Source organism: Pseudorhodobacter turbinis, from assembly GCF_005234135.1.
Classification (GTDB): Bacteria; Pseudomonadota; Alphaproteobacteria; order Rhodobacterales; family Rhodobacteraceae; genus Pseudorhodobacter; species Pseudorhodobacter turbinis.
Map to the genome: position 1 here is coordinate 1,700,121 of NZ_CP039964.1, position 23,239 is coordinate 1,723,359.

The 23,239-nt window shown below is 60.7% G+C and carries 13 protein-coding genes; 1 reads left to right on the top strand and 12 read right to left on the bottom strand.

Going from position 1 to position 23,239, the window contains the following annotated elements; genetic code table 11:
• Nucleotides 1-161 precede the first annotated feature (161 nt).
• Both EOK75_RS21360 and EOK75_RS08260 read right to left on the bottom strand, forming a co-directional pair.
• Nucleotides 162-503 carry a hypothetical protein gene (locus EOK75_RS21360; protein WP_240793950.1) on the bottom strand — a complete coding sequence of 114 codons (342 nt, stop codon included), beginning with the start codon at nucleotides 501-503 and terminating at the stop codon, nucleotides 162-164.
• Entirely contained in the window at nucleotides 500-829 is a 330-nt protein-coding gene (locus tag EOK75_RS08260; protein WP_168199182.1) for a hypothetical protein, read from the bottom strand. The genes EOK75_RS21360 and EOK75_RS08260 overlap by 4 nt, the downstream gene beginning before the upstream one ends.
• Before the next feature lie 209 nt (nucleotides 830-1,038).
• Between EOK75_RS08260 and EOK75_RS21365 the strand changes: the two genes are divergently transcribed.
• On the top strand, nucleotides 1,039-2,001 hold the full coding sequence (locus tag EOK75_RS21365) for a VPLPA-CTERM sorting domain-containing protein (protein ID WP_240793951.1): 963 nt from the start codon (nucleotides 1,039-1,041) through the stop codon (nucleotides 1,999-2,001).
• 139 nt (nucleotides 2,002-2,140) lie between these two features.
• On the opposite strand, the gene EOK75_RS08270 is transcribed toward EOK75_RS21365, so the two are convergent.
• The 10 genes from EOK75_RS08270 to EOK75_RS08315 are packed head-to-tail and all read right to left on the bottom strand — an operon-like array spanning nucleotide 2,141 to nucleotide 23,217.
• A complete protein-coding gene (locus EOK75_RS08270) occupies nucleotides 2,141-2,845 on the bottom strand; it encodes a DUF2306 domain-containing protein (protein ID WP_168199183.1) in 705 nt (234 codons plus the stop codon).
• Nucleotides 2,842-3,552, bottom strand: coding sequence for a thioesterase II family protein (locus tag EOK75_RS08275; protein WP_137193497.1), 711 nt, complete (start codon nucleotides 3,550-3,552; stop codon nucleotides 2,842-2,844). Before EOK75_RS08275 ends, EOK75_RS08270 begins: the two co-directional genes overlap by 4 nt.
• Nucleotides 3,552-5,177 (bottom strand): condensation domain-containing protein, encoded by a 1,626-nt coding sequence (locus EOK75_RS08280; protein ID WP_168199184.1) that lies wholly within the window; start codon nucleotides 5,175-5,177, stop codon nucleotides 3,552-3,554. The genes EOK75_RS08275 and EOK75_RS08280 overlap by 1 nt, the downstream gene beginning before the upstream one ends.
• Nucleotide 5,178: 1 nt before the next feature.
• Complete coding sequence (locus tag EOK75_RS08285; RefSeq protein ID WP_137193499.1) at nucleotides 5,179-12,738, bottom strand: non-ribosomal peptide synthetase; 7,560 nt, start codon at nucleotides 12,736-12,738, stop codon at nucleotides 5,179-5,181.
• Entirely contained in the window at nucleotides 12,735-15,974 is a 3,240-nt protein-coding gene (locus EOK75_RS08290) for a non-ribosomal peptide synthetase (protein WP_137193500.1), read from the bottom strand. Before EOK75_RS08290 ends, EOK75_RS08285 begins: the two co-directional genes overlap by 4 nt.
• Nucleotides 15,975-15,977: 3 nt before the next feature.
• Nucleotides 15,978-20,327 (bottom strand): type I polyketide synthase, encoded by a 4,350-nt coding sequence (locus EOK75_RS08295; protein ID WP_137193501.1) that lies wholly within the window; start codon nucleotides 20,325-20,327, stop codon nucleotides 15,978-15,980.
• Nucleotides 20,317-21,981, bottom strand: coding sequence for a condensation domain-containing protein (locus EOK75_RS08300; protein WP_137193502.1), 1,665 nt, complete (start codon nucleotides 21,979-21,981; stop codon nucleotides 20,317-20,319). The genes EOK75_RS08295 and EOK75_RS08300 overlap by 11 nt, the downstream gene beginning before the upstream one ends.
• A complete protein-coding gene (locus EOK75_RS08305) occupies nucleotides 21,978-22,535 on the bottom strand; it encodes a siderophore biosynthesis protein (protein WP_137193503.1) in 558 nt (185 codons plus the stop codon). The genes EOK75_RS08300 and EOK75_RS08305 overlap by 4 nt, the downstream gene beginning before the upstream one ends.
• On the bottom strand, nucleotides 22,532-23,029 hold the full coding sequence (locus EOK75_RS08310) for a hypothetical protein (RefSeq protein ID WP_137193504.1): 498 nt from the start codon (nucleotides 23,027-23,029) through the stop codon (nucleotides 22,532-22,534). The genes EOK75_RS08305 and EOK75_RS08310 overlap by 4 nt, the downstream gene beginning before the upstream one ends.
• Entirely contained in the window at nucleotides 23,026-23,217 is a 192-nt protein-coding gene (locus EOK75_RS08315) for an MbtH family protein (protein ID WP_137193505.1), read from the bottom strand. The genes EOK75_RS08310 and EOK75_RS08315 overlap by 4 nt, the downstream gene beginning before the upstream one ends.
• Nucleotides 23,218-23,239: the final 22 nt, after the last annotated feature.

Sequence of the window (23,239 nt, forward strand, 5' to 3'; positions counted from 1 at the left end):
CAGGCGGAATGCCTTCTCTGACGGACATTGAAATCTGGTGCAGGCAGGTCGGTCGATCTCGGATCCTGTCTTCGGGATAGGTCGCTAGGATCTTCTCCAATTCTAAATCTTCAACCTCCTCCGTCGCCTCGCGCCTGCGCGTAGGTGGTTTATGGATGGTTTTAGGATGGTTCGGGGTTCACAGTGACCCCCGTCTCGATATCGGGTTCCGCCGTGGTTTCCATCGCCGCCACGCGTTCGAGAGCAATGCGGTAGATGACCGTGTAACCGTTCTTACAGTGCCGCCGCCCCGTCTCAATCAAAATCCCCTCCCGAAGGAAGTCGATGACGGTGCGCTTCACGGTGCTTTCACTGAGCTCTGTGTGGCGCAGGATCGTTCCTTTGGAGCACCAGATGCCCGAGCCGTCATCGCTCGCCTTATCTGCAAGAAACATAATGATCTGTTTGCGCGCGGCACTGCCAAAACGACGCTCGGCGCATTCATTTGCAACACGCCAACTCATAACCGCACCGCCAATTGGCTTGAGGTCAGCCCGAAATTCGCGTAATCATGAGGGAGGAAAAATTCTTCTGGGCCGTTGAGGTGGGTGGCCGCCCCCTCAGCGGTTTTTCTTTGCCTTTTGGCCTGCGAAAAACCGTTTACCTCGCGCTCGTAACCTATTGAAAAGTGACCGTGAACGAAACAAGTCCGTTTACATTTTTTCCCTATTAAATCAGCGAAATTTTCCGGATTGCAAATCCGTGTACCCGAGTTCGATTCTGGCACCCTCTCCAGAAACCAATATATCCCATATCCCGCCTTGTAGCCAGATGGTGCAGGGTCGCGCATGCCGCCATCTGCCTCCCTGCATTGCAGCGCAGACTTTTGCCGAAGCCATAAAACAACGCCCATCAAAGTCTTAACGATGCAGAGCAGAGACTTCACAAGTATTTGATTATACAGTGATCAATTTATTGACGTCGTTAACAATTTACTATATTTGCCCGTATCAGGCACCTAGTCGGCACCCATTCTGTATCCCAAACTGGAGACTTGAAATGGAACTGACTAAACTTCTTTCTGCAACAATTATCGCAGGTGCTGCCCTTACAAACACCGCTGCTGCTGCCACGATCGACGTGATCACCGGCGGTTCGGCGACATTCGAATTCACCGCCGATTTTGGCGCTGCATCGCTTACAACAAACTGGGGCGATAACGAAGCCGGCAATCCGGAACGCACTGTGGACGTTAACGCCACACGTGTGAACGACGACGGCAGCGTCAGCCGCAGCCAGTTCATCGACGGCGGTGCATTGCTTTCCCTGCGCCGTGCGACGGCCTATATCTCTCCCGTAGATGCTGCTGGCGAAGAGGTCGAATCCTTTGCTTCGGTTAAAACCTTTTCTTTCCGGGAAACGGATCCAAGCGTTACCGATGAGATGAAAGACATCAACTACGTCGCGACCGATGATCCAAACGTATTCACCAACCAAGCAGACCCAAGCGTCTCTTATACTTTGTCGGACGAACAAGTCGCCCTGATGAATGACAGCCAGCTGCGTCTTTGCTGCACACATACTTTGGGGTCGCTGGAAATCAATACCGCCAACATGACGGTTGATGGCGTGATTGACAACATTGCAGAGCGTGACATCAACTTTGATGGCGTGATCGATGCCAGTGATGAATTCCACTTCTTCGATCTGGTGGCGACTGACGCCGAAGACGTTTGGGGCCTTAGCCTGACAGAGACCTTGGCGTCTTACCTGAACTTTGGCTACACAGAATATGCCTTCGCTGATGGTCAAACCCTGTTGGACGGTTGGGCCGCTTTGCAGCCCGGTGGTGCAGGTTACCTGAACTTTGCTGGGGGTGACGTGATCGGCACGGTTTCTTATGCCTTCGACTCCGGTGTTGTTGTTGCGCCTGTTCCGCTTCCTGCCGGTTTGCCGCTGTTGCTGGCTGGTTTGGGTGCAATGGGCTTCGTTCGCCGTCGTCGTAACAAAGCCAACGCATAATTTTATGGGTATGAGGCCTATGCCTCGTTCTTAACGAATTAACTTGGTTACACTAAAGAAAGGCCGCCCCAAGGGGCGGCTTTTCGCATTGGCCGGTATCAATCTGGCGTTCTATTGCGCGGGACGTGACCAGCAGGGCTCATCCCCGCGCAAGGCCTCGTTTTTTCCGTGACTGTGCATAAATAAAATAGATTTCAAGCAACAAAAGATACCCCAGAAAATAGCCCCATGCCTGAAACCTGTCAAACGGCCCTGTCATATCGGGGGTTACGCCCCACCCGCCTGTCAGCCTGTCCCAGATTACATAATGCATTCGGTAAAGCCACGAACTGATGACAAGCACGGACAACCGCCAGCCCCAGCGCTCATGCTGTTTCCACTTTTTGGCGCGCGCCAGCCGATATGTCTGAACGGCTGCAATGAAAATCAAGATACCGTAAGAGGTTGAGGATATATCCATGAACAACCCGCCGGTTGTGCCGCGCAATGTGGCATAGACGATGCCGCCAAATCCGGTGAACAGCCCGAATATAATCATGGCCCGCCCGTTCCAGCGATGAAACCGGCGAGAGCGCCGCCGGATTGCCCCGACCAGTTGCAGCGGGGCCTGCAACGTCAGTACGGCCCCCGTAAACATATGCAAAAACATGATCCCGGTGATCCATGGCGCATCGGCGGCATAAAACGGGCTAAGTCCGTTCAGATCGCGGATCAAACCCGCAATCCCCAGCCCGGCAGAGTGACGGACAAAGCCGGCCATCAGCACAAACAGCACGACAATAGCGACCAGCCACCGCGCAGGCATAAAGCGGCGAAGGCCATTCGAGAGGGTGATCTGGATCATGTCGAAACCTTTTCCGGCCAGTGTTTGCGGATGCGTCCAAGAAGTGCCTTGAATTGAACAGCGTTCAACATATGACCGCCCGCAATACGGTTCAGGCATACATGCTGTCTGGTATATTCGGACCAATCCGCGGCGCTGTCGGAACCGACAAGATGGTCACGATCTGCCACAAACACCTCAATCGGGCAGGGCAGGCGAAAGCCACGTTTGGGCGGCTGATACGTTTTGCACAGTCGAAAGTCAGCCCTAAGCCCGGGCTCGAAAAACGCCCGCAGCTCTGGATCATTGAGGATTTCTGGCGGGGTGCCGCCGATACGCGCGATCTCGTCCCAAAAGGCATTTCCATCCAGCGTTAGAATGTCCTGAATGCCACCGCCAAGACGGTGCGGTGCCAGTGCCCCCAGCGTAAAGACCACCTCGGGTGCGGGCAGGCCCCGCGCGACCAATCGCTCTGCCAGCAAATAGGCAAGGGTACCGCCAAGGGAATAGCCAAACAGCCCGTAGCCGGGGGTAATTTCTGCGGCCACCCGCTTTGCGATATCTTCGGCCAGCGTGGCAAGATCGGGCAGGGGACGCGCGCGAAACAAGGCCTCCCGGCCCGGTATCGCAGGGGCTATTACAGTCGGATCATTTTGCTGCCAAGGCCGGAACAGGCTTGGCCCCGCGCCGGCGGGCGGAAGGCAGATCAGTTGGGACAGGTCTGACATCAGAACTCCATCGCGACAGTGTCGTCATCGGCTTTGGTTTCAGGGGCCTGTCCGATTTGCATGGCATCAATATAATTGGCAAAATCGGCCAGAACAGGACGTTCGAACAGGGCGCGCACCGTCAGCTCAAGCGCCAGCTCCCGCCGAAGCTGGCTGATCATGCGGGCGGCCATCAAGGAGTGCCCTCCAAGCGCAAAGAAGTTATCGGTCGCCGCGGGGGCGGGCCGTTTCAGCAGATCGGCCCAGATCGCGGCAAGGCGCTTTTCGGTCTGGGTAGCGGGCGCGCGGGCGGGTTGCGGCGCGGCGGATGTCTGGGCAGGCTGCGCGGTTTTTATGCCGTCTATCAGGGCATCAACGGGGCCGTCCGGTTCGGCCATGATCCGGCTGATCAAGGTCTTGAAACGGTCCGTGAAGGCGGCCAGCTTCTCGTCCGAAATGACGGTCCGGTCATAGCGCAGGATAAGTTTCATCCCCGCTTGTTCCGGCGCGACCAGCAAGGTCAGGGGGAAATGTGTCCACTCATCAAACTCGACCCGGTCCAGTGCGATTTCATGACCCTCCGTATCCAAAGAGACGGGGTAGTTCTCGACCACCAAAAGGCAATCAAACAGGGTGCCATGACCGGCCTGAACGTCGCGCAGGGCCACATGCTCATGCTCGATGGTTTCCGCCTGCTGCCTTTGCAGGCGGCGCAACCAATCCCCGATACGGTCGTCGGGTTCGACCCTTAACCGCACGGGTAAGGCATTGATGAAAAGCCCGACCATTTCCGCCGCGCCGGGCAGGCTGGTGGGGCGGCCGGCGGTCGCGCTGCCAAAGGTAATGTCACGCCGCCCAAGGCGCTCTGCCACGATCAGGCCCAGAACGGCCTGCAGCAAGGTGTTCAGCGTGACGCCCTGATCTGCGCAGAACTGGCCAACTTGCCGTGCCAAGGCGGGGGGAAGCGCCCATTCGCTGCGCAAGAATTCAGGCGCCTCACCGGGGCCGCCAAAGGCAAGGCTGGGGCCGGGAACCCCCTCCAGATAGTCACGCCAGAACCCGATGGCCGCATCCCGGTCCTGACGTTTGAGCCAGCGGATATATTCCACATAGGGCTGTGGCGGGCGCAGATGGGTTGCGCTGTGATAATAGGCCATCACATCTTGCAGCATGCGCGCCTGCGACCAGCCATCAAGGATGATGTGGTGGTGGCATAGGATCAGGATATGCCGGTCCGCCGTCACTCGCGCCAGCTGCAACCGCATCAGGGGCGGGCGGCGCAGGTCAAAGGGTGAATCGCGGTTCTCCTGAAATTGCTGCTGTAGTTCGGCCTGCGGGTCACGGCCCTGCCAGTCCAGCTCTTGCCACGGTAGGGGCAGCTGGCGGTAAACGACCTGAAAGGGTTCGTCTCTTTCTTCCCAATGGATCGCGCTGCGCAGGGCCGAATGGCGCGCCAGCACCTGTTCCCAAGCCGTGCGAAGCCGTACGGCATCAATCGGGCCGGACAGATGATAGGCCATCTGCGGCATGTAGACGCCTGCGTTTTCCGGCGCGATCAGGCTGTGAAACAGGATGCCCTCTTGCAAAGGGGCAAGAGGATAGATGTTTTCGATATTCCGGCGGCGGTCTGCGGTGTTGTTTGTCATGTCAAAGGCTCTGCAATAGGTCATCAAGATCGTCGGCGGCAAAATCCATGTCGGGGAAATCGACAGGGCTTAGGCCGGTGTCCTCCCCCCCCAGACAATGGGCAACAAGCGCGATCAGGTGGCGGGTGAAATCAGTGGCCAACTGTTCAATGGTGGGGGTGGCAATCATATCGCCGGCGTAGTTCCAGCCGATGCGCAGCCCGTCGGGGGTGGCCAGCGCGTTAATCTCCAGCAACGTGTCGCATGGGTTCGCAACCGCACGTGCAGGGCCCGCGCTTTCATCTGCGGGCTGGAACAGGCTGTCGGCACCAAGAACAGCGCCGGCCTGACCAAGATAGTTGAACCGGATATCAGTCTCTGTATCTGGCAGGGCATTGTGCAGATAGCGCAAAACCCCATACCCAATACCGCCGCTTGGGACGGTGCGCAGCGCTTCTTTGACACTGCGCAAGGCATCATGGGCCACCCCATCCGGTGGGCTGCTCAGGACAAAGGGATAGATTGCCGTTAACCAACCCACCGTGCCGCTCAGGTCTATCTGGTCCTCGCCGATGCGCCCGTGGCTTTCCATCTCGATGCGGGTGGCGGCTTGGCCGGTCCAATCGCGCAGGGCCAGCGCCAGTGACGTCAGCATCAACTCCTCGCTGGTGACGGGATAGGCCGCAGGCACGTCCTGCAACACCTGCTGGCTAAGCGTACTATCCAGCCGCGTTTCATGGCGCTTGGCCGTTGCCTCGGTGTTCTGGCCGTCAGGGGTATCAACCGGCAGCGCGGCGCTTGGCACCGAAAGCACATCCTGCCAATAGTCGCGCTGGGTCGTGAAGGTTTCGGCATTTTGCAGATGGGAGGCCCAAGTGCCTGTCGGCGTTGAGCGGCGGCGGGTCGGGGTTTCGCCACGCTCCAGCCCGCTATAAAGCCGTTGCAGGTCAGCCATCAGGATACGCCATGACACACCGTCGACAAGCAGGTGATGCGCCACGACCACAAGCCGCTGGCCACCATCTGCATGGTCACACAAGGCCGCGCCCCACATCGGCCCATCAGCCAGATCAAAGCTTTGCTGCAACGCCTGCGCGGCCTTGCCGACATCACCAGAGGTGCGCGTCAGATAGGGCTGGTCCTGAACCGGCGCGATGATCTGTTCCCAAGCACCATCCGTGCAGGTAAACCGCGCCCGCAAAGAGGCGTGCCATTCAGACAAGTGCCCCAAGGCCCGGTCCAGCGTGTCGGGCTTCAACGGGCGGGTCGGGGTAACAACAACCGCCTGATTCCAGTGCTGCGCCTGTGGCAGATCACGGTTCAGGAACCAATGCTGTACAGGCGTCATCGGTTGCGGGCCGATGACCGGTCCTCCTGATTGCCCCGCCGTTTCACGGCCCACTGCGGCTGCGGCCAGTTCGGCAAGGGTGGGAAACTGGAACAGATCGCGCGGCGTCAAGGCGATGCCAAGATCACGCGCCTCGGCGACCACCTGAATCGCAAGGATGGAATCCCCACCGATGCTGAAAAACCCTGCGTTCCGCGTGATGGCCTCGCGGCCCAATACGCGTTTCCAGATCCCGGCAAGTTGTTGCTCCAACCCCGGCAGGGGCATCTCGTCACCCGCCTGCTGCATCGGTTTACTGTCCGATGGTGCGGGCATGGATTTGCGGTCCAGCTTGCCATTGGGCAAGCGCGGGAGGGAGGCGGCGATAACAAATTGCGTGGGGACCAGATGGGCGGGCAGGCGTTTTGTCAACTCTGCGACAAGGTCGGATTGCAGCGCGTCCCCCTCGACCCATGCGGTCAAACGCGCGGGCCGGTCGGGTACCTGCCAAAGGTCGACCACGGCGGCGGTCACACCATCCAGTGTGCTAAGCGCGGCCTCTACCTCGCCCGGCTCTATGCGGAAACCGCGTATTTTAAGCTGCCTGTCGCCGCGCCCGAAATAGTCGATCGAGCCGTCCGAGGTGCGTCGCACGCGGTCGCCGGTGCGGTACATCACCGGCGCGCTGCCGTCGTGATCAAAGGGGTTGGGCAGGAAACGTTCCGCGCTCATCCCCGGCCGGTTCCAATACCCGCGCCCAACACCTTGCCCCGCCAGATACAGCTCACCGGGCATCCCGACGGGAAGCTGTTGCATTAGGGCATCCAGAATATAGGCCTGCGTGCCGGCCACAGGATGGCCCAGATTGAAACGCTCAAACCCGCGCGGCACATCCATGCCGGTGGAAAAGGTAGTATCCTCTGACGGGCCGTACAGGTGGACGAAACGGTCAACGGCTTCGGTCATTTTCCGTGCCAATGCGGGTGAGGGTGTCTCGCCGGCAAGGCAAACGGTGCGCACGGATTTGGGCAACGGCCCCAGCCGGATCAGTTCGGCCATGGGGGTGGGAACGGTGTTGATCAGTGTCACCTGCTCGGCAAAAGGGGCCGAGGGCAGGGCAAAGAGATCCTCAACCATGAACAGCGTGCCGCCCAGCGAGAGGGTGGCGAAAATCTCAAAAACCGAGAGGTCGAAACAGACCGAGGTTGAGCCAAGAACGCCGGCCAGTTCTTCCTTGCTGAATGTGCGTTCGGCCCAGCGAACCAGTGCGACCGCGTTGCCGTGGTTCAAGGCGACACCCTTTGGCTTGCCGGTCGAGCCTGAGGTATAGATCAAATAGGCAAGATCATCCTGTGTTGTGACGCAAGGGGTTGGCATTTGTGGCGGTCGCCCCTCCCAAAATCCGGCCAGGCCAAGCGTGTTTGCCGCATCGCGATCGCCAAGGATCAAGGACAGCGCCGCATCCTCGGCGACATAGGCGATACGTTCGACGGGGTAATTGGGATCAAGCGGAACATAGGCCGCACCCGTTTTCAGCACCCCAAGGATTGCGACAACCAGATCCACCCCGCGCCCCAAGGCAACCCCGACACGATCACCCGCCCCGATACCACGGCCTTGCAAATATGCGGCCAGCGTGTTGCTGCGCGCCTCCAGCGCGTCATAGCTGAGCGCGCCCGAGGTATCCCGAACGGCGACCCGCGTCGGCACCTGTGCGGCACAGGCCGCGACCAAGCCATGCAGCGTGTCGGTATTTGCCACCGGCAACTGTCCGGTATCGTTCCAGCGCGCGATGGCGCGGGACTGTTCGGGATGCAACATCGACAGGCTGTTGATCGGCGCATCGGGGGCATCGAGGATCGACAGGATAAGCGCCTCAAAGGATTGCGCCATATTCGAGGCTGTTTCTGGCAGGAAAAGATCGCGGCGGTATTCCAGCCGCAGCGCCAGATCATGGCCCCGGTCCAGCACGGCCAGATGCAAATCCATTTTGGCCGATGTGGTCGGCATGGCCAAAGGCGCCCATTCCGGCCCCTCATGCGCGGGCCTTTGGGCCTGAACCCGCCATGAGAACATCGCCTGAAACACGGGGTTATGGCTCCATGTGCGGTCGGGCGCCAAAGCCTCTACCACTTTTTCAAACGGCGTGTCCTGATGGCCGAAACCATCCAGAACCCGCTGGCGACAAACGTCCAGCAGGGCGGTGAACCCGGCCTTGTCATCCATGCGCAACCGCAGCGCCAGCGTGTTGACAAACATCCCGATCAGTTGGTCCAGATCAGGATGGGGGCGGGTGCTGATCGGGGTGCCGACCACCACGTCATCGGTCTCGGCAAAACGGCCGAGGAAGGCCGTGAACCCCGCAAGCAGCACCATATAGGGCGTCGCACCCGTTTGTGTGGCCAAGGCGCGCAAGCCCGTAAGCGCAGCCCCTGAAAGGGTGAAATCAACATTCCCGCCGGAAAAATCCTGCTGTGCGGGGCGTGGGAAATCTGTTGGCAGCTCCAACAACGGCGGCGCGCCGCGCAGATGATCGACCCAATATTGGCAGCCTTCGCTGAAATCCTGATCCGCTTGCCATGCAGCATAATCCGCATATTGCAGCGGCAAGGGGGCGGGCAACCACGCAGGGTCCTTGGTCAGCGCGTTATAGCACTCCATCAATTCACCAAGCGCCAGTTGCACACTGGCTGCATCCGCGATGATATGATGCATGACCATCAACAGGACATGGTTCTCGGCATCCACAGACAGCAGATCAAGTGTCACAAGCGGCCCGTTTGTGATGTCAAAGGGGCGCTGCACCTTGGCCAATAGCACAGAGGGCAAGGCATCTTCGGTTACGGGTTCGGCGCAAAATGAGGGGTCTGTCGTGCAATGTGCCGCATGCTGCGGTGTTCCGCCCGTGGCCGGATAGGCCGATCTCAAAATCTGGTGCCGGTCGCATAAGGCGGCAAAGGCGCGGGCCAAGCGCGCGCTGTCGATTGTGCCCTTCAGGCGCTGCGCCGATGAGATGTGATAGGCGGTTTGATCCGGGTCCAAGGATGCCAATGCCCATTGACGCGATTGCGCATGAGACAGTGGCGGTTTGGCCCCTGACGCAAGGCGCGGGATCGGATCACGGGGCACATCCCGCAAGATCCCCGCCTGCTCCAAGGCACGGGCATAGGCAGCAAGGCGGGGGTTCTCGAACAGCAGGCGTAGTGGCACGGCGCGGGGGCCGTCATGGCCCAGCCGCGCCACCATGCGCATCGCCAGCAAGGAATGCCCGCCCAGACCAAAGAAGTCATCCTCCGGTCCCGGTGCGTCAATGCCCAGAACCTCGGCCCAGATTTTTGCCAGCATCGCTTCGGCTCCGGTTGTTGGTGCTTGTGGCGTGGATTGCGTTTCAGGCGCGGGCAGACGCAGCCGGTCGACCTTGCCACTTGCGTTCAATGGAAAGCGGTCAAGAAACACGAAAGCCGACGGGATCATATAGGCCGGAAGATGCGCCCCGAGATGTGCGCGCAAACGGTCTTGCAGGTCGGGTTCGGCGGCGGCACGGCAATAGGCAACCAGCATGGCCGTGTCGCCATCCCCCAAAAGGGTCACCGCCGCCTGCTCGACCGCCGGATACTGGGTCAGCAATGTCTCGATCTCGCCCGCCTCGATACGGAAACCGCGCAGCTTGAGCTGAAAGTCGGTCCGCCCGAGATAGATGATTTCCCCCTCGGCAGTCATCTTCGCGCGGTCGCCGGTCCGGTAAAGGCGCTGGCCATCGCGGGTGATGAACTTTTGCGCGGTCAGTTCCGGCCTGTCCAGATAGCCCGGCGAAAGGCCGTCACCACCGATCAGGATCTCACCCGCCACGCCGGGAGGGCAAGGGCGGCCATCGGCATCCCCGATGTGCAGCCAAGTATTGGCAACCGGGCGACCCAAAGGGATTTGGCCACGCGCGATACCACCCGCGGTAATCTCGGCACAGGCTGACCAGATCGTGGTCTCTGTCGGGCCATAAAGGTTGAAGAGCCGTCCGTCCCCGGCCAGCAACCGGCGGGCAAGGGCGATATCCAGCGCCTCCCCGCCACAGAGCATCTTGAAGCTTTTGGGTGCCTGCCAACCCTCTTCGACCAGCAGCCGCCAGGTTGAGGGCGTCGCCTGCATCACCGTTGCATCCACCCGCTCCAAAAGCCGCGACAGGGCCAAGCCGTCAATGACATCAAACTGATCCGCGATGACCAGTGTGCCTCCGGACAAAAGGGGCAAGAACAGCTCTAGCCCTGCGATGTCGAATGCGGGTGTGGTGACGCTGACCAAGCAATCCTGCGCCGTCATGCCGGGGCTACGCATCATGCTGGTCAGCAAGTTTACCAAACTGCGTTGCCGGATCGGCACGCCTTTGGGCCGCCCCGTCGTGCCGGAGGTAAAGATGACATAGGCAAGATCCTCACCCGTGATCGCCCCCAAGGGGGGCTTGTCGGCACAGGCGTTTATGTCGTCGCGGCTGACCTCAAGATCCAGATAGAGGCATTCGGATGGCACCGGCGGCGCGCCGGTGCCGATCAACAAGGCGGGATTGCTGTCTTGCAAGATATCACGCAACCGTTGCGGTGGATGGGTCGGGTCCAGCGGAATATAGGGCGCGCCTAGTTTGAGAAGGGCCAGCAGCGTGACCACCAGATCAGCGGTGCGGGGCAGGCAAACGGCCACCCTGTCGCCGGTTTGCACCCTGTCGCCAAGATGCTGCGCCAAACGGTTGGCGGCGGCATCAAGCTGCGCATGGGTCAGGCGGGTATTTCCCGCGATGACGGCGGTTGCGTCAGGTTGTTGGGTGCCCTGCGCAATCAGGCTTGCAAGATCAGGCTCCGGTATGGTGCGATCTGTGGCGTTGAATGCCAAAAGCGCCTCTTTGTCAGCGGCGGTAAAGAGGTCGATATCGGCCAGCCTGCCTTGCGGTGCCTCGATCACGGCCTCAAGGATACGGATATAGTCGTCGACCATCCGCTGTGCGGTCTCGGGCCGGAACAGTGCCGTGGCATATTCCAGAACGCCGGTGATTTTCTCCCCGATGAACATATCAAGGCAAAGGTCGAACCGCGCCGTTTTCGCAGGCAGGGTCAGGGTTTCAAGCGTCAACCCCGTCAGCCTGACGGCATTGGGCTGCTTTTCATGCAGGTTGAACATGGATTGAAACAGCGGCGCATGGGCAAGGCTGCGTTCAATCACCGTGGCATCGACTACCTGTTCAAAAGGCACCTCTTGATGGGCCATCGCCCCTGAAATATGCCCCTGCATCCGCGCCAGAAAGTCGTCAAAACTGTCATCCTCCGCCACCGTGCAACGGATCGCCAGTGTATTGACGAAATAGCCAACAAGCCCCTGCAGTTCGGCGCGACCCCGGTTGGACACGGTTGTGCCGATGCAAACATCCCGCGTGCCGCTGTAGCGTTGGTGCAGAATGTGAAACCCCGCCAGCAACAGCGTAAAAGGCGTAACAGCACGGGCCTTGGCAAGGCTGCGCAGGCGCGAGGCCAACCCCTCGGGCAGATCAAAGCGCAACCGCGCGCCGACATAATCCTGCTGCTTGGGGCGCATGAAATCCGTGGGCATGTCCAAAAGCGGCGCAAGACCGTGCAGCGCCTCTTGCCAGAATGCGACCTGCCCTGTCCGGTTATGGCCACGTTGGGCCAGCGCATAATCGGCAAATTGCAGGGGCAAGGGCGGGAGGGTCTTGCCCTCATAAAGGGCAGTAAACTCTGCGATCATGACCTGAAGCGAGTGATAATCGGCCACGATATGATGAACCGCTATCGCCAGAACATGATGGCGGTTGTCCATCCGGAACAAGGCGGCGCGCAACACCGGACCTTTGGTCAAATCAAAGGGGCGGGCCGCGAAACCGGCCAAAGCATCTTGCAAGGCGGGTTCCGCGATATCGGCGGTTTCCAGTGCCACGGGTGCAGGCGCGCCAATGGTCTGAAGCACGGCACCCTCGTGATCGGTGAACCTTGTGCGCAAGGGTTCGTGACGGACAACGATCGCATCCAGGGCTGCCTGCAGGCGGGTGAGGTCAAGAGCACCGCGCAGACGCAGGGCGGCGGCGATGGTATAGGTCGACTGGCCCGGCTGTAGCTGGTCGATGAACCACAAACGGTGTTGGGCCGAGCTAAGCGGGGCATGGCGGGGCCGCGCATCAGGGGCGGCCTGTTTCAACATTTTTGCCAAGAGCGCGCGTTTGGCGGCCGGATCAAGCGTGGTGGTGTCTTGGGGGCTCATGCCTGTTCCTTTGTTGTATTGGGGGCCATCTGCGCCAGCAAGGCGTCAACTTCGGCATCGCTTAGCCCCGCGGTCGGATCGGAAGCTTGGGGGGCGTCGGGCGACTGCCCGATTGTGGCATCCAGCAGGGCGGCCTGTTTGCGCGGTGTCAGCGCGTTGAACATCTGGCCCAAAGTCAGATGAACGGTGAAATCCTGTTGCAAGCGGGCCAGCAGGCGCATCGCCAGCAAGGAATGCCCCCCAAGCGCGAAAAAGTCATCCTCGGCCCCGATTTCCGGCTGGTCCAGAAACGCGTGCCAGATCGCGATAACCCGCCGCTCGGTTTCGGTTTCAGGTGCAACATGGGGGCGGTGTTCACCCCCTGCAAAGGCATTCAGCGCGGGCCGGTCCACCTTGCCATTGGGCATACGGGGCAGGGTGTCATGGACCTGCCAAAGGGTTGGCACCATATGGGCCGGAAGCTGTGCCGCCAAAAAGTCACGCAGGGTTTCGGGTGCAATGGACTGCCCCGGCACCGGCGCAATATGGCCGATAAGCTGACGGTCGATATCGGCGGGCTCACCTGTGATCAGAACCGCGGCCTCGGCCACATTCGGGTGGGTCTCCAGCCGGTTCTCGATCTCGCCGGCCTCAATACGTTGGCCGCGCAATTTTACCTGCGTGTCGATGCGGCCCAAAATGTCGATACGCCCGTCCGCCCGCCAACGCCCGCGATCGCCGCTGCGGTACAGCCGTGCGGTCTCCCCATCCTGAAAAGGGTCTGGCAAGAACCGCTCGGTCGTCAGCTCGGGCCGGTTCAGATAGCCGCGCGCCAATCCGGCCCCCGCGACGCAAAGCTCTCCGGTTAGGCCTGTTGGCATCAAGGCGCCGTTGCGGTCCAGCACATAGATGCGCGACCCCGGAAAGGGGCGGCCAATGGGCATCGGGCGTTCGGGTTCATCCTGCACCGGATTGCCGGCATCATAGATGGCGTCTTCGGTGGGGCCATAGAGGTTGTTGATGGTTTTGAGCTGCGGAAACTCCAGCAGCCGTTCCAGCAAAGCGGGGGGAAAGAACTCTCCGGCAAGGTTGATGCAACGCACCGATGCGGGCAGGTCGTTGTTTTTGACCAATTCGCGCAAAAGGCTTGGCACCGTGTTCAACAGGGTCACACCGGCATCGGTAGGCAGGTCGAGCAGGCTTTGCGCCATCACCATCCGCCCGCCATTGGCCAGCGTGGCAAAGATTTCAAACAGTGACAGGTCAAAGGAAACCGAGGTTGCAAAGAGAACGCCGGAAAGGTCTTGTGGTTCAAACACCGTGCCGGCCCAAGCGATGCGCGACAGGATATTGCGATGCTCCAGCGCCACCCCCTTTGGCTGACCGGTAGAGCCCGAGGTATAGATGATCACCGCCAGATCCGCACCTTTGCCACGTGGCATCGGCGCGCGGGCAGGGGGCAGGTCATGGATATTGACGGCAAGGGTATCGCCAACCGTACCCACGCCGCCATCGGTCAGGATCAGGCCAACACCCGCATCCTGCGCCATATAGGCAAGGCGCGCGGCGGGATAGGCCGGATCAAGCGGGACATAGGCGCATCCGGCCCGCAAGACCCCAAGGATCGTCGCCACCAGATCGGGCCTGCGCGCCATTAATATCCCGATACGGGATTCAGCAGGCATATCGCGCTGACCCAAGGCCGCCGCAATAGCGCCCGATTGCACATCAAGATCACGGTAGGTGATTTCCTGCTGCCCATCGGTAATGGCGATGGCGTCAGGGGTCCGGTCCACCTGATCCAAGAATGCCTGATGCAGGGTCTCGGCATGCTGTGGCAAGGCGGGGCCGGTGGCAAGGGAGACCATCTTGCGGGCCTCATCCACGTCCAGCATGGCAAGCCGTGACGCAGGGCATTTGGGATCATCCAACGCCGCCCGCAACAGATTAATGAAATGTTTGCCCATCCCCGAGATGACCTCGGGCGCATAAAGGTCGGCGCGATATTCCACCCGACCGGAAAGGGTCGCGCCGTCATCCTCTAGGTTCATCCGCAATTCGTATTTTGTCGTGCGATCCTGACGCGGAAGGCGTTCCAGACGGACACCGTGGATCCGGTCGGGCAAACGCTCGGCCTGCTGCAGGTCGAACTTTGCGCGAAACAGCGGGATCATCTCGTCGCTTGTCCGGTCCGGGTTCAGGGATTCGACCACCTGATCCAAGGGGACATCTTGATGCGCGAAAGCATCGCGCAAGACCTGCTGGGTTCGTGTCAGGGCCGTATCAAAATCGGGATGCCCCGAAAGATCACAGCGAAGGGCCAGCGTATTGACCAACGGCCCGATCATGCCCTGGGTCTCTTTGCTGTCGCGGTTGGATATATCGCTGCCTACGGTGATGTCGTCGGTGTCGCAATAGCGGTACATCAACAGGTTGAACCCCGCGAGCAGTAAGGTGAACAGGCTAACGCCGCGCTGCCGTGCCTCTTGGCGCAGGGCAAAGCCAAGATCATCCGGCACGGCGAATTCATGGGTTGCACCGCCGGCCGCATTGCCGCTGGACTTACGCGGCAGCTCCAATGCCTGCGCACCCCGAAGCGTGTTCCGCCACCATTCGATTTGCGCATCCAGACCGGCAACCTGTGTCCCGCGTTGCCGAGCCGCATAGTCGGGCATTTGCAAGTCGGGCAGGGGCAGGGGGCCGGCCTCATCGCGGCAGGCGGCATCAAATAGCACGGCCAATTCGCGGATCATCAGCCCCATGGACCAGCGGTCCGCCACGATGTGATGCAACCCGATGGCAAGGATGGCATCCTCGGGCGCCTCGCGCAGCAAGGCGGCGCGCAGTGGCACCTGCCTCAAATCAAAAGGCGGTTCCACAATTTTTGCCAGCTCCGCAGTGGCATCTGCACAATCGATCAAGGCAAGGCGCGGCGCTGTACCTGCCATTTGCTGCGGGTTGCCATCCGCATCGGGCCGGTAACAACTGCGCAGGGCTGCATGGCGTGCGACCAGCCCGTCAAAGGCCTTTTGCATCGCACTGGCATCCAGCGGGCCGCGCAAACGCAGGGTAATCGTCATGTTATAAGCGGTGCTGTCCGGTGCCAGCTGCTGTACAAACCACAGCCGTTGCTGGGCAAAAGACAACGGTGCGGGGGCCTGCGGATCACGCGCGGGCGCCACGGTACGGCGGCGCTTTTGCAACAAGGCACGTTGCGCGGGCGACAGACGGGAAAGCTTGCTGGCGATATCACTCATGGCTTAAACACTATCCTTTAGCGCGTCGTGCAGATCCTGTTCGGACAGGCCGGACACTTCATCAAGCAGGGCAAGCAGATCGGCGTCCCCGGCCAGTTTGGCCTCGATCAAGGCGGCGATGCTGGCGGTGCTGGGGTTGTCGAACAAAAGCTCCCGCATCTCGATCTCTACGGGGAATTCCTCACGTAGGCGGGCGATGGCCCGGATCGCCAAAAGCGAATGGCCGCCAAGTTCAAAAAACCCGTCATCCGCGCCGATCCTGTCCAGCCCCAACAAATCCTGCAAAATGGCGGCAACAGAATGTTCCAGCGGCGATCTTGGCGCGACAAATGGCGTCTCAAGCGCGGGGCGTTCGCGGCCTTTGGCGGTGGATTCGTTGCGGGTTGCAGGGCGGATGTTAAGCCATTGCTGGCGCCGGGCATCCACATCTGCGCGCGACAGGATACTGTTCCCCGACAGGCCGACTCCAAGAACGGCACAGGTGGTTTTCCAGACCTGATCGCCAGAGATCGCATGGTCATTACCCGCGCCGGACATGCGCGGGCCGTCCCCCCCGTCCTCCAACGCATCCCAGCCGGTCGCATACCAACGGCCCGGGGTGTTGCGATCCAGCTCTGCGATGGCAAGGTCAAGCTGGTGATGCGCCGCCGCATAGGCCCCAAGGCCGATACCGGCGATCACCGAGGACAAAGAGGATTGGACATAGCAAAACCCGACGCGGCGCGTGGCGACAGCCGTCGCCAAGGCGGTCAATGGTGCCGTGATACTGGCCGCGGCACGGTCTCGTTGCGCGCCCCCCAACAGCGCCAGAGGGGCTGTTGTTTCGCCGCCACTGAACAAAGAGCTGAGGAAGATACCGTCAATTCCCCCCCATTTCGCGGCAACCTTATCCAGTGCTGCGCCAACAGCCATCGGATCGGCGCAATCGGCGGTCAAATGCAGCGTGTTTTCCGTCTCTGACAGGCTGTTACTGTCATCAATCAAGGCCACCCGCAGGTTCGGCTGCTGGGCCAGTTTTTGTGCCCAGACACGGCCCATCCCGCCGACAATATGCCCAAGCACCACATAGCGCCCGTTTTTGCGCAGCGGCATGGCGTCGGGCAATTCCTGCACCTGATGCGACAGCCTCCAGAACCGGCCACCGCGCCGCGCGAGGATCGGCGCATCATGGTCCACCAGCGCCCGTTTCAGGGCGGGTGCCAGATCTGCGGGCTTTGCGCGTTCTTGCGGATCAAGGTCAAGAATGCGGCACCCGAGCCAAGGATGTTCCTGCCCTGCGACCTGCACCACAGCGTGCAGGCGCGCTTGTTCCGGTGACAGTATTTCGGCACCCGTCACATCGGCGGCCCCTTTGGTCAGCAAGGTCAGGCGGATATCCTTGCCCAAATCGGCCAAGGCCAGAATGAGCGTTTGCAGCGCGTGATCATTGCCGTTCAGGGGCCAGCCAAAGACAATATGCGCAGGCTGTGATCCGCGATCGGCCAAGAGGCCTAGCAGGCGGTCGATGTCGGCCATGTCCGGTGCCAGCGCAAAACAGCGATACCCCGGCTCGCCGAACGCGGCGCCGGTGACGACGCGGTAGGCGTCATCGCCCGTCCGCTCAATCGCGTTTGCCAATGCGGTGCCAGTGGAGCCATCGTCAAAGATCAGCCAGTTTTGCCGCTCGGCGCGCTTGGGCTCTGGCAGGTCTATGCGCTGCCATGCCGGCACATAGATACGGGCCTCGCCGGGCAGGTTGTCCTGCCGGAGCTGGCTGTCGGGTTCGATCCAATAGCGTTGGCGTTGAAACGCATAGCCGGGCAGGGCGACAGGCGCATGTTTGACGGGCATCAGCGCTTGCCAGTCAAGCTCTGCCCCCTGCTCCCATGCATTGGCTAGCGTTGAATACAGGCCCGCCAGCCCTTCGGTTTCCTGCGTAAACCCATGCAACACCGGGCCGATCCCTTGCTGTTTGAGCAGGGACGTCATTGCCCCCCCCGACCCCGTTTCGATGAAAACAGGGTTATCCAGCTGGCCCAGTGTTTTTAGCCCGTCACCAAATTGCACCGGCGCACGCATGTGGCGCGCCCAATAGGCCGGATTGGTGGCGCTATCTGCACTTAGCCAATCACCTGTCAGGTTCGAAACGACAGGGACCTGCGGGGCAGACAGGGTAAACCCCGCGACAAAACGGCCAAAGCCTTTCGCGGCCTCGTCCATCATCGCGGAATGAAAGGCATGCGAGGTTTGCAGCCTGCGGCATGTCACCCCCGCGCCCTCAAGAACGGCGGCGCATTGGTCGATTGCCTGATGCGGGCCGGTCACCGTGGTCAAGCCGGGGCCGTTCCGGGCCGCGATCTCGACACCGTCGAGCAACAGCGCATCAAGGGGCTGGTCAGGGTGGAGTACGGCCAGCATGGCACCGGTCTGTGCGGCCTGCATCAGGCGACCACGTTCGCGTACAATCTCTATCCCGTCCCGCAATGAAAACACCCCCGCGATGCAAGCGGCGGTAAGTTCGCCCAATGAATGGCCGATCATCGCAGCGGGATGTATCCCGCCCTCACGCATGGTCTGCGCATAGGCATATTGGGTCACGAACAACGCGATTTGCGCGTTTTCAGTTTGATGGATGGCTGCACCGGCATCGCGCAACAAGGGCAGGAGCGTGCCGCCCAGATGGGCATCCGCCTGATCCAGAATACGCGCGAAGGTCGGGATTTCATCGTATGATTTGCGCGCCATCAACGGATATTGACTGCCCTGTCCGGGAAAGACGAACACAGGGAAAATAGGCCCGTCGGCCGCGGCCTTTTGGGGGGATGTCAGGGCGCGCAGCCGGGTGCTTGCATCGGGTTTGCTGCTTGCGACAACGGCTTGACGCCAACGAAACTGGTGCCGCCCCGTCGCCAAGGTCCGAGCCACAGCACCAAGCGGGGCGGTTTCGCCCTCAAGATGACGCGCCAGCACGGCGACATTTTGCGCCAAAGCCTCAGGCGTTTTGGCCGAGAGAGGCAGGATCACGGGGGTGTCGGGGTCCACCTGCGCGGGCGTGCCCTGCGTTTCCTCAAGGATCACATGGACGTTGGTGCCACCGATGCCAAATGCGCTGACCCCTGCGCGGCGGGGGCCACTTGATTGCCAGTCTTGCAGGCTGTTTGCCACGTGAAAGGGGCTGTCGTCCAACCGGATTTTCGGGTTGGGGGATGTGTAATGCAGGGTCGGCGCGATTTTGCCCGCGCGCAGCATAAGCACCGTCTTGATCAGCCCCGCGATGCCCGCCGCGGTATCAAGATGGCCGATGTTTGTTTTGACCGAGCCGATGGCGCAATATCCGGTCTTATCTGTCTGACGACGAAAGGCACGGCTCAGGGCGGTGATTTCCACGGGATCCCCCAAGGGCGTGCCGGTGCCATGCGCCTCGACATAGGTGATGGTATCGGCAGGAACCTCGGCGGCGGCTTGGGCGGCGGCAATCACATCGGCCTGTGCAGCCACATCAGGGGCGGTAAAGCTGGCCTTGCCCGCACCGTCATTATTGATCGCGGACCCTTTGATAATCGCATCGATCCGGTCCCCTTCGGCCAGCGCATCCTCAAGCCGTTTGAGCAGGACAAGACCAACGCCGTTGCCCGTCACTGTGCCATCCGCCGTGGCGTCAAAGGCGCGGCACTGGCCGGTGGGCGACAAAATGCTGCCCGCAAGCGCGCGGTATCCATCCTGACGCGACAAGGCCACACCGCCCGCCAAGGCCATGCTGCATTCGCCTGCAATCAGGCTTTGGGCCGCCATATGCACCGCCACCAAGGAGGAGGAACACGCCGTCTGCACGGTGACAGCCGGCCCGCGCAGATCAAGCTTATATGCCGCACGTGTTGCCAGAAAATCCTTGTCGTTGGCGGTAAAAATCTCATAGGGCGTTATCCGTTGGCGCAGATCTGCATTGCCAAAGAGGTTGAGCAAATATCCGTTCATCCCCGCACTGGCAAAGACGCCGATCGGCTGGTCTTGCGCGCCCGGTACAACGCCCGCGTTTTCAAGCGCGTGCCATGCACATTCCAGAAACATGCGCTGTTGCGGGTCCAGCAGCTCTGCCTCGGCGGGGGAATAGCCAAAGAAGGCGGGATCGAATTGGTCGAAAGCGTCGACCTGCGCACCGCGCGCCACGAAATCTTCTGCGTCCAAAGTGGCTTGCGCCACACCGCGCTTGCGCAATGCGTCGGCGCCCAGCGTCGTGATGCTTTCGACACCGTCGCGCAGGTTTGCCCAGAACGCCTCAATATCCGTAGCCCCCGGAAAGCGACCGGCCATGCCGATGATGGCAATTTCCAACCCGTTTGGTTCGGGCAGATCAAGGGTGGTTTCACTGGGCATTTTGGGTCGGCTCCTTGGCTTTCAACAATGCGCGCCGGTGGTGCAGGCGTGTGCGATGACCGGTGTTGTTGCTGCGCGGGGGAAGGGCGGGGGTGGCATTGTCAAAAAGACGTTGCACATGTGCGCTTTGCGCAGAGAGGGTCGCATGACGGAACAGATCGGGGATCTCGACCTCGACCCCCAATGCGACGCGAATCCGGTCTTGCAGGCTGAGGGTCAGCAAGGAATCCCCGCCGAGGTCAAAGAAATTATCGGTGCCGGAAACGGCCGGCAGTTCCAAAAGCGCGCGCCAGATGGCCGCGACCTCTGGCAGGGCGGGGCCGTTTGGGGAGGGTGGATGCCTAGCCGGAATGGCAGCCAAGGGCACGCGCGAGGCGATGGCGATATCGCCCACAAGCATCGCCGGCGTATCCCCCATCTTGCACAGAATGTGGCGCAGATCCTGCAACAGCCCCTTGGCAAATCCGGCGTCCGTGGTCCGCGCATCAAAAAGCAGGCGCAGGACAAGCCCGTTCTCGTGAACGGCAAAGAGGGTCAGATCAAGGCTGGTTTGTTCAAAAACCTCGATATGCCGAACAGAGAAATCGTCCAAACGCCCAAGCAAGGCGGGATCACGGGGGTAGTTTTCAAAGACAACGGCCGTGTTCAGCCCATGTTGCGCATGACCGCCAAGCGCATCCGCAAGCGTGGATGCCTCATGTCTGACTTGGGCATACGTGGCTGCCTGCAAATCCGCCAACCACAGGTGCAAAGGGGTTTGGGCCGGAATGCGCGCACGCATCGGCAAGGTATTAAGATACATGCCCACGCGGCGATCGGCAGAGGTCAACGACACCGGCCGCACAGATCGGGCCAGCCCGTAGATCACGTCATCCTCACCCGTCGCACGGGCCAGCAACAGCGCCCAAGCGCCCTGAACGGCCGTGGCCATCGTCAGCCCAAGGGGCAAAAGCGAGGCCGTCAGCGCCCGCGTTTCGTCATGTGTCAGCGCGGCCGACAGATCACCACGCGGGGACGTCGGCGGCATATCGGGCGCAGGCAGTCGCAGCACGCGATGGCTGTGGCCTGCAAGATGGTCGTGCCAGAACTCTTGTGCGGCGGTCCGGTCTTGTGATTGCGCCCATGCCACATAATCGCGAAAGGCCGGTGCTGTTGGCAATGTCTGGCCGGAATAAAGCGCGATCCAGTCCTGTAGCAGCAAAGGAATAGACCACCCGTCAAGGATTGCGTGATGAAAGGTCACGATAATCCGGTGCCGGTCCTTACCCCGTTGGAACCGTGTAATCCGCAACAATGGTGCATGCGACAGATCAAAACCCGCGCTGCGGTCCGCGGCCAGCCACGCATCAAGGCGGGCCGATTGCGCATCGGCGTCCAGATCGCCGAGGTCGATCACCGACAGCTTGGCGCGCGCGTGGCTGCCGACCACCTGCAAGGGTTGTTTGCGATCTTTCCAGACAAAGGCCGTGCGCAGCACATCATGCCGGGCCACAAGCGCATCCCAGCTTGCGCGCTCGGTTTGCAGATCGGGCGTGCCTTGGATGTCCAGCGCGATCTGGATGACATAGGCACCATTGGCACCATCACCAAGCGATTGGAACAGGATGCCTGCCTGCCCGGGGGCAAGCGGATATGCCGCGGTGATCTTGCTCATGCGTCGGTCCCCTCGGGTTCGGCCTCGGGGTTAATAAGCGCATGACGGCTTTTGCCAAACCGGCGCAAACTGGCCAAGGCATCACGGTCGCCGTAGCGTAGGCTGATGGCATCCTCCCCCACGAAACGCGCACATACCTTGACATGCCCGTCAGCCATACGCCGGTAAGCGGCGGCAAATTCCGCGTGGGCCGGTTGCAATGCTACGGGCAAATTGGCGAAATGCGGCCGGAGGCTGCGCCACAGATTGACCAAGGCGCCATGCTCCCAAGACATCAGCCCGCTAAACCCTTCGGATTTCACATTGGGCGGGGTCATCGAGATGCGGATATCGCGTTCATATTCCGCACGCGTGAAACTGCCGGCAAGCTGCATCGCGGCGGCCGAGGCATCCATAAGCGTAGTGGCGGTTTCCAGCTCGGTTTCGGCCCCTTTCAAATCGTTGCACTCCAGACAACCGGCAAAGCGGCGCAGGCATAAAATCATGCCCTGCGTGTGCAAAAAGAATGCCCAGTGGAACTCTCGCCAGATTTCGCGTGCATGGGGTGGGGTCATGATAAACCGTCGATCCCGCAGATGCGCCCCAACAAACGGGCATACGCGGCAAAGCCTTTCGCCTGATGCCCCAGCAAATCGCGGGGCATCCGTGTATCTCTGGCCGCCAGAGCAAAAGCGGCGGCTGACGTTTGCAACAGCCCGACAAGCAAAGCGTGCGCCGGATGTTCGGGGGCAATCCGCCGCACGTTGAAATAGGCGTCAAAATCCTCGACCTCGGAGACTTGTGCAGGGATGCCAACAGAGCCAACCGGCACGGCCTTATACGGTTTACCCGTGGCAAGGCCCTGCAGGATTTCGGCAATACCCGCAGCAGGGTCCTGGCTTTGCAGGACTGTCAGGAAACGGGTCACGGCATCCCGCATGGCCACTCGGTCCTCGGGGGTAAGCGTAATTTCAGTGGGAAGGTTTGTCGGCAACAGAAGATGCAAAGCGCCGCTGCCTTGGTCGGCCGCGATGCTGTCTTCGGCCGCTATTGCCTGAACGACGGTCATTTGCCTGCACCTTTTACAGGGCGCATATCGGTCCAGACCTGTTCGATATGTGCAAGGCAGGCCTCACGAGGGCCGCGATAGCCCTCTTCGCGCCATCCCCATGGCAGCGGGCGAAAGCTTGGCCAAATCGAATGGCGGCCGTCCTCGCTTATGACAACGGCATGTTCGGATTCAACTTTATCGTTCATGTCTGATTTTGCCTTTGGATGG

What these genes read in the sequence shown, in the direction of transcription:
- EOK75_RS21360 (WP_240793950.1), bottom strand. Translation starts at nt 503, where the DNA reads ATGAGTTGGCGTGTTGCAAATGAATGCGCCGAGCGTCGTTTTGGCAGT.
- EOK75_RS08260 (WP_168199182.1), bottom strand. Translation starts at nt 829, where the DNA reads ATGCGCGACCCTGCACCATCTGGCTACAAGGCGGGATATGGGATATAT.
- EOK75_RS21365 (WP_240793951.1), top strand. Translation starts at nt 1,039, where the DNA reads ATGGAACTGACTAAACTTCTTTCTGCAACAATTATCGCAGGTGCTGCC.
- EOK75_RS08270 (WP_168199183.1), bottom strand. Translation starts at nt 2,845, where the DNA reads ATGATCCAGATCACCCTCTCGAATGGCCTTCGCCGCTTTATGCCTGCG.
- EOK75_RS08275 (WP_137193497.1), bottom strand. Translation starts at nt 3,552, where the DNA reads ATGTCAGACCTGTCCCAACTGATCTGCCTTCCGCCCGCCGGCGCGGGG.
- EOK75_RS08280 (WP_168199184.1), bottom strand. Translation starts at nt 5,177, where the DNA reads ATGACAAACAACACCGCAGACCGCCGCCGGAATATCGAAAACATCTAT.
- EOK75_RS08285 (WP_137193499.1), bottom strand. Translation starts at nt 12,738, where the DNA reads ATGAGCCCCCAAGACACCACCACGCTTGATCCGGCCGCCAAACGCGCG.
- EOK75_RS08290 (WP_137193500.1), bottom strand. Translation starts at nt 15,974, where the DNA reads ATGAGTGATATCGCCAGCAAGCTTTCCCGTCTGTCGCCCGCGCAACGT.
- EOK75_RS08295 (WP_137193501.1), bottom strand. Translation starts at nt 20,327, where the DNA reads ATGCCCAGTGAAACCACCCTTGATCTGCCCGAACCAAACGGGTTGGAA.
- EOK75_RS08300 (WP_137193502.1), bottom strand. Translation starts at nt 21,981, where the DNA reads ATGAGCAAGATCACCGCGGCATATCCGCTTGCCCCCGGGCAGGCAGGC.
- EOK75_RS08305 (WP_137193503.1), bottom strand. Translation starts at nt 22,535, where the DNA reads ATGACCCCACCCCATGCACGCGAAATCTGGCGAGAGTTCCACTGGGCA.
- EOK75_RS08310 (WP_137193504.1), bottom strand. Translation starts at nt 23,029, where the DNA reads ATGACCGTCGTTCAGGCAATAGCGGCCGAAGACAGCATCGCGGCCGAC.
- EOK75_RS08315 (WP_137193505.1), bottom strand. Translation starts at nt 23,217, where the DNA reads ATGAACGATAAAGTTGAATCCGAACATGCCGTTGTCATAAGCGAGGAC.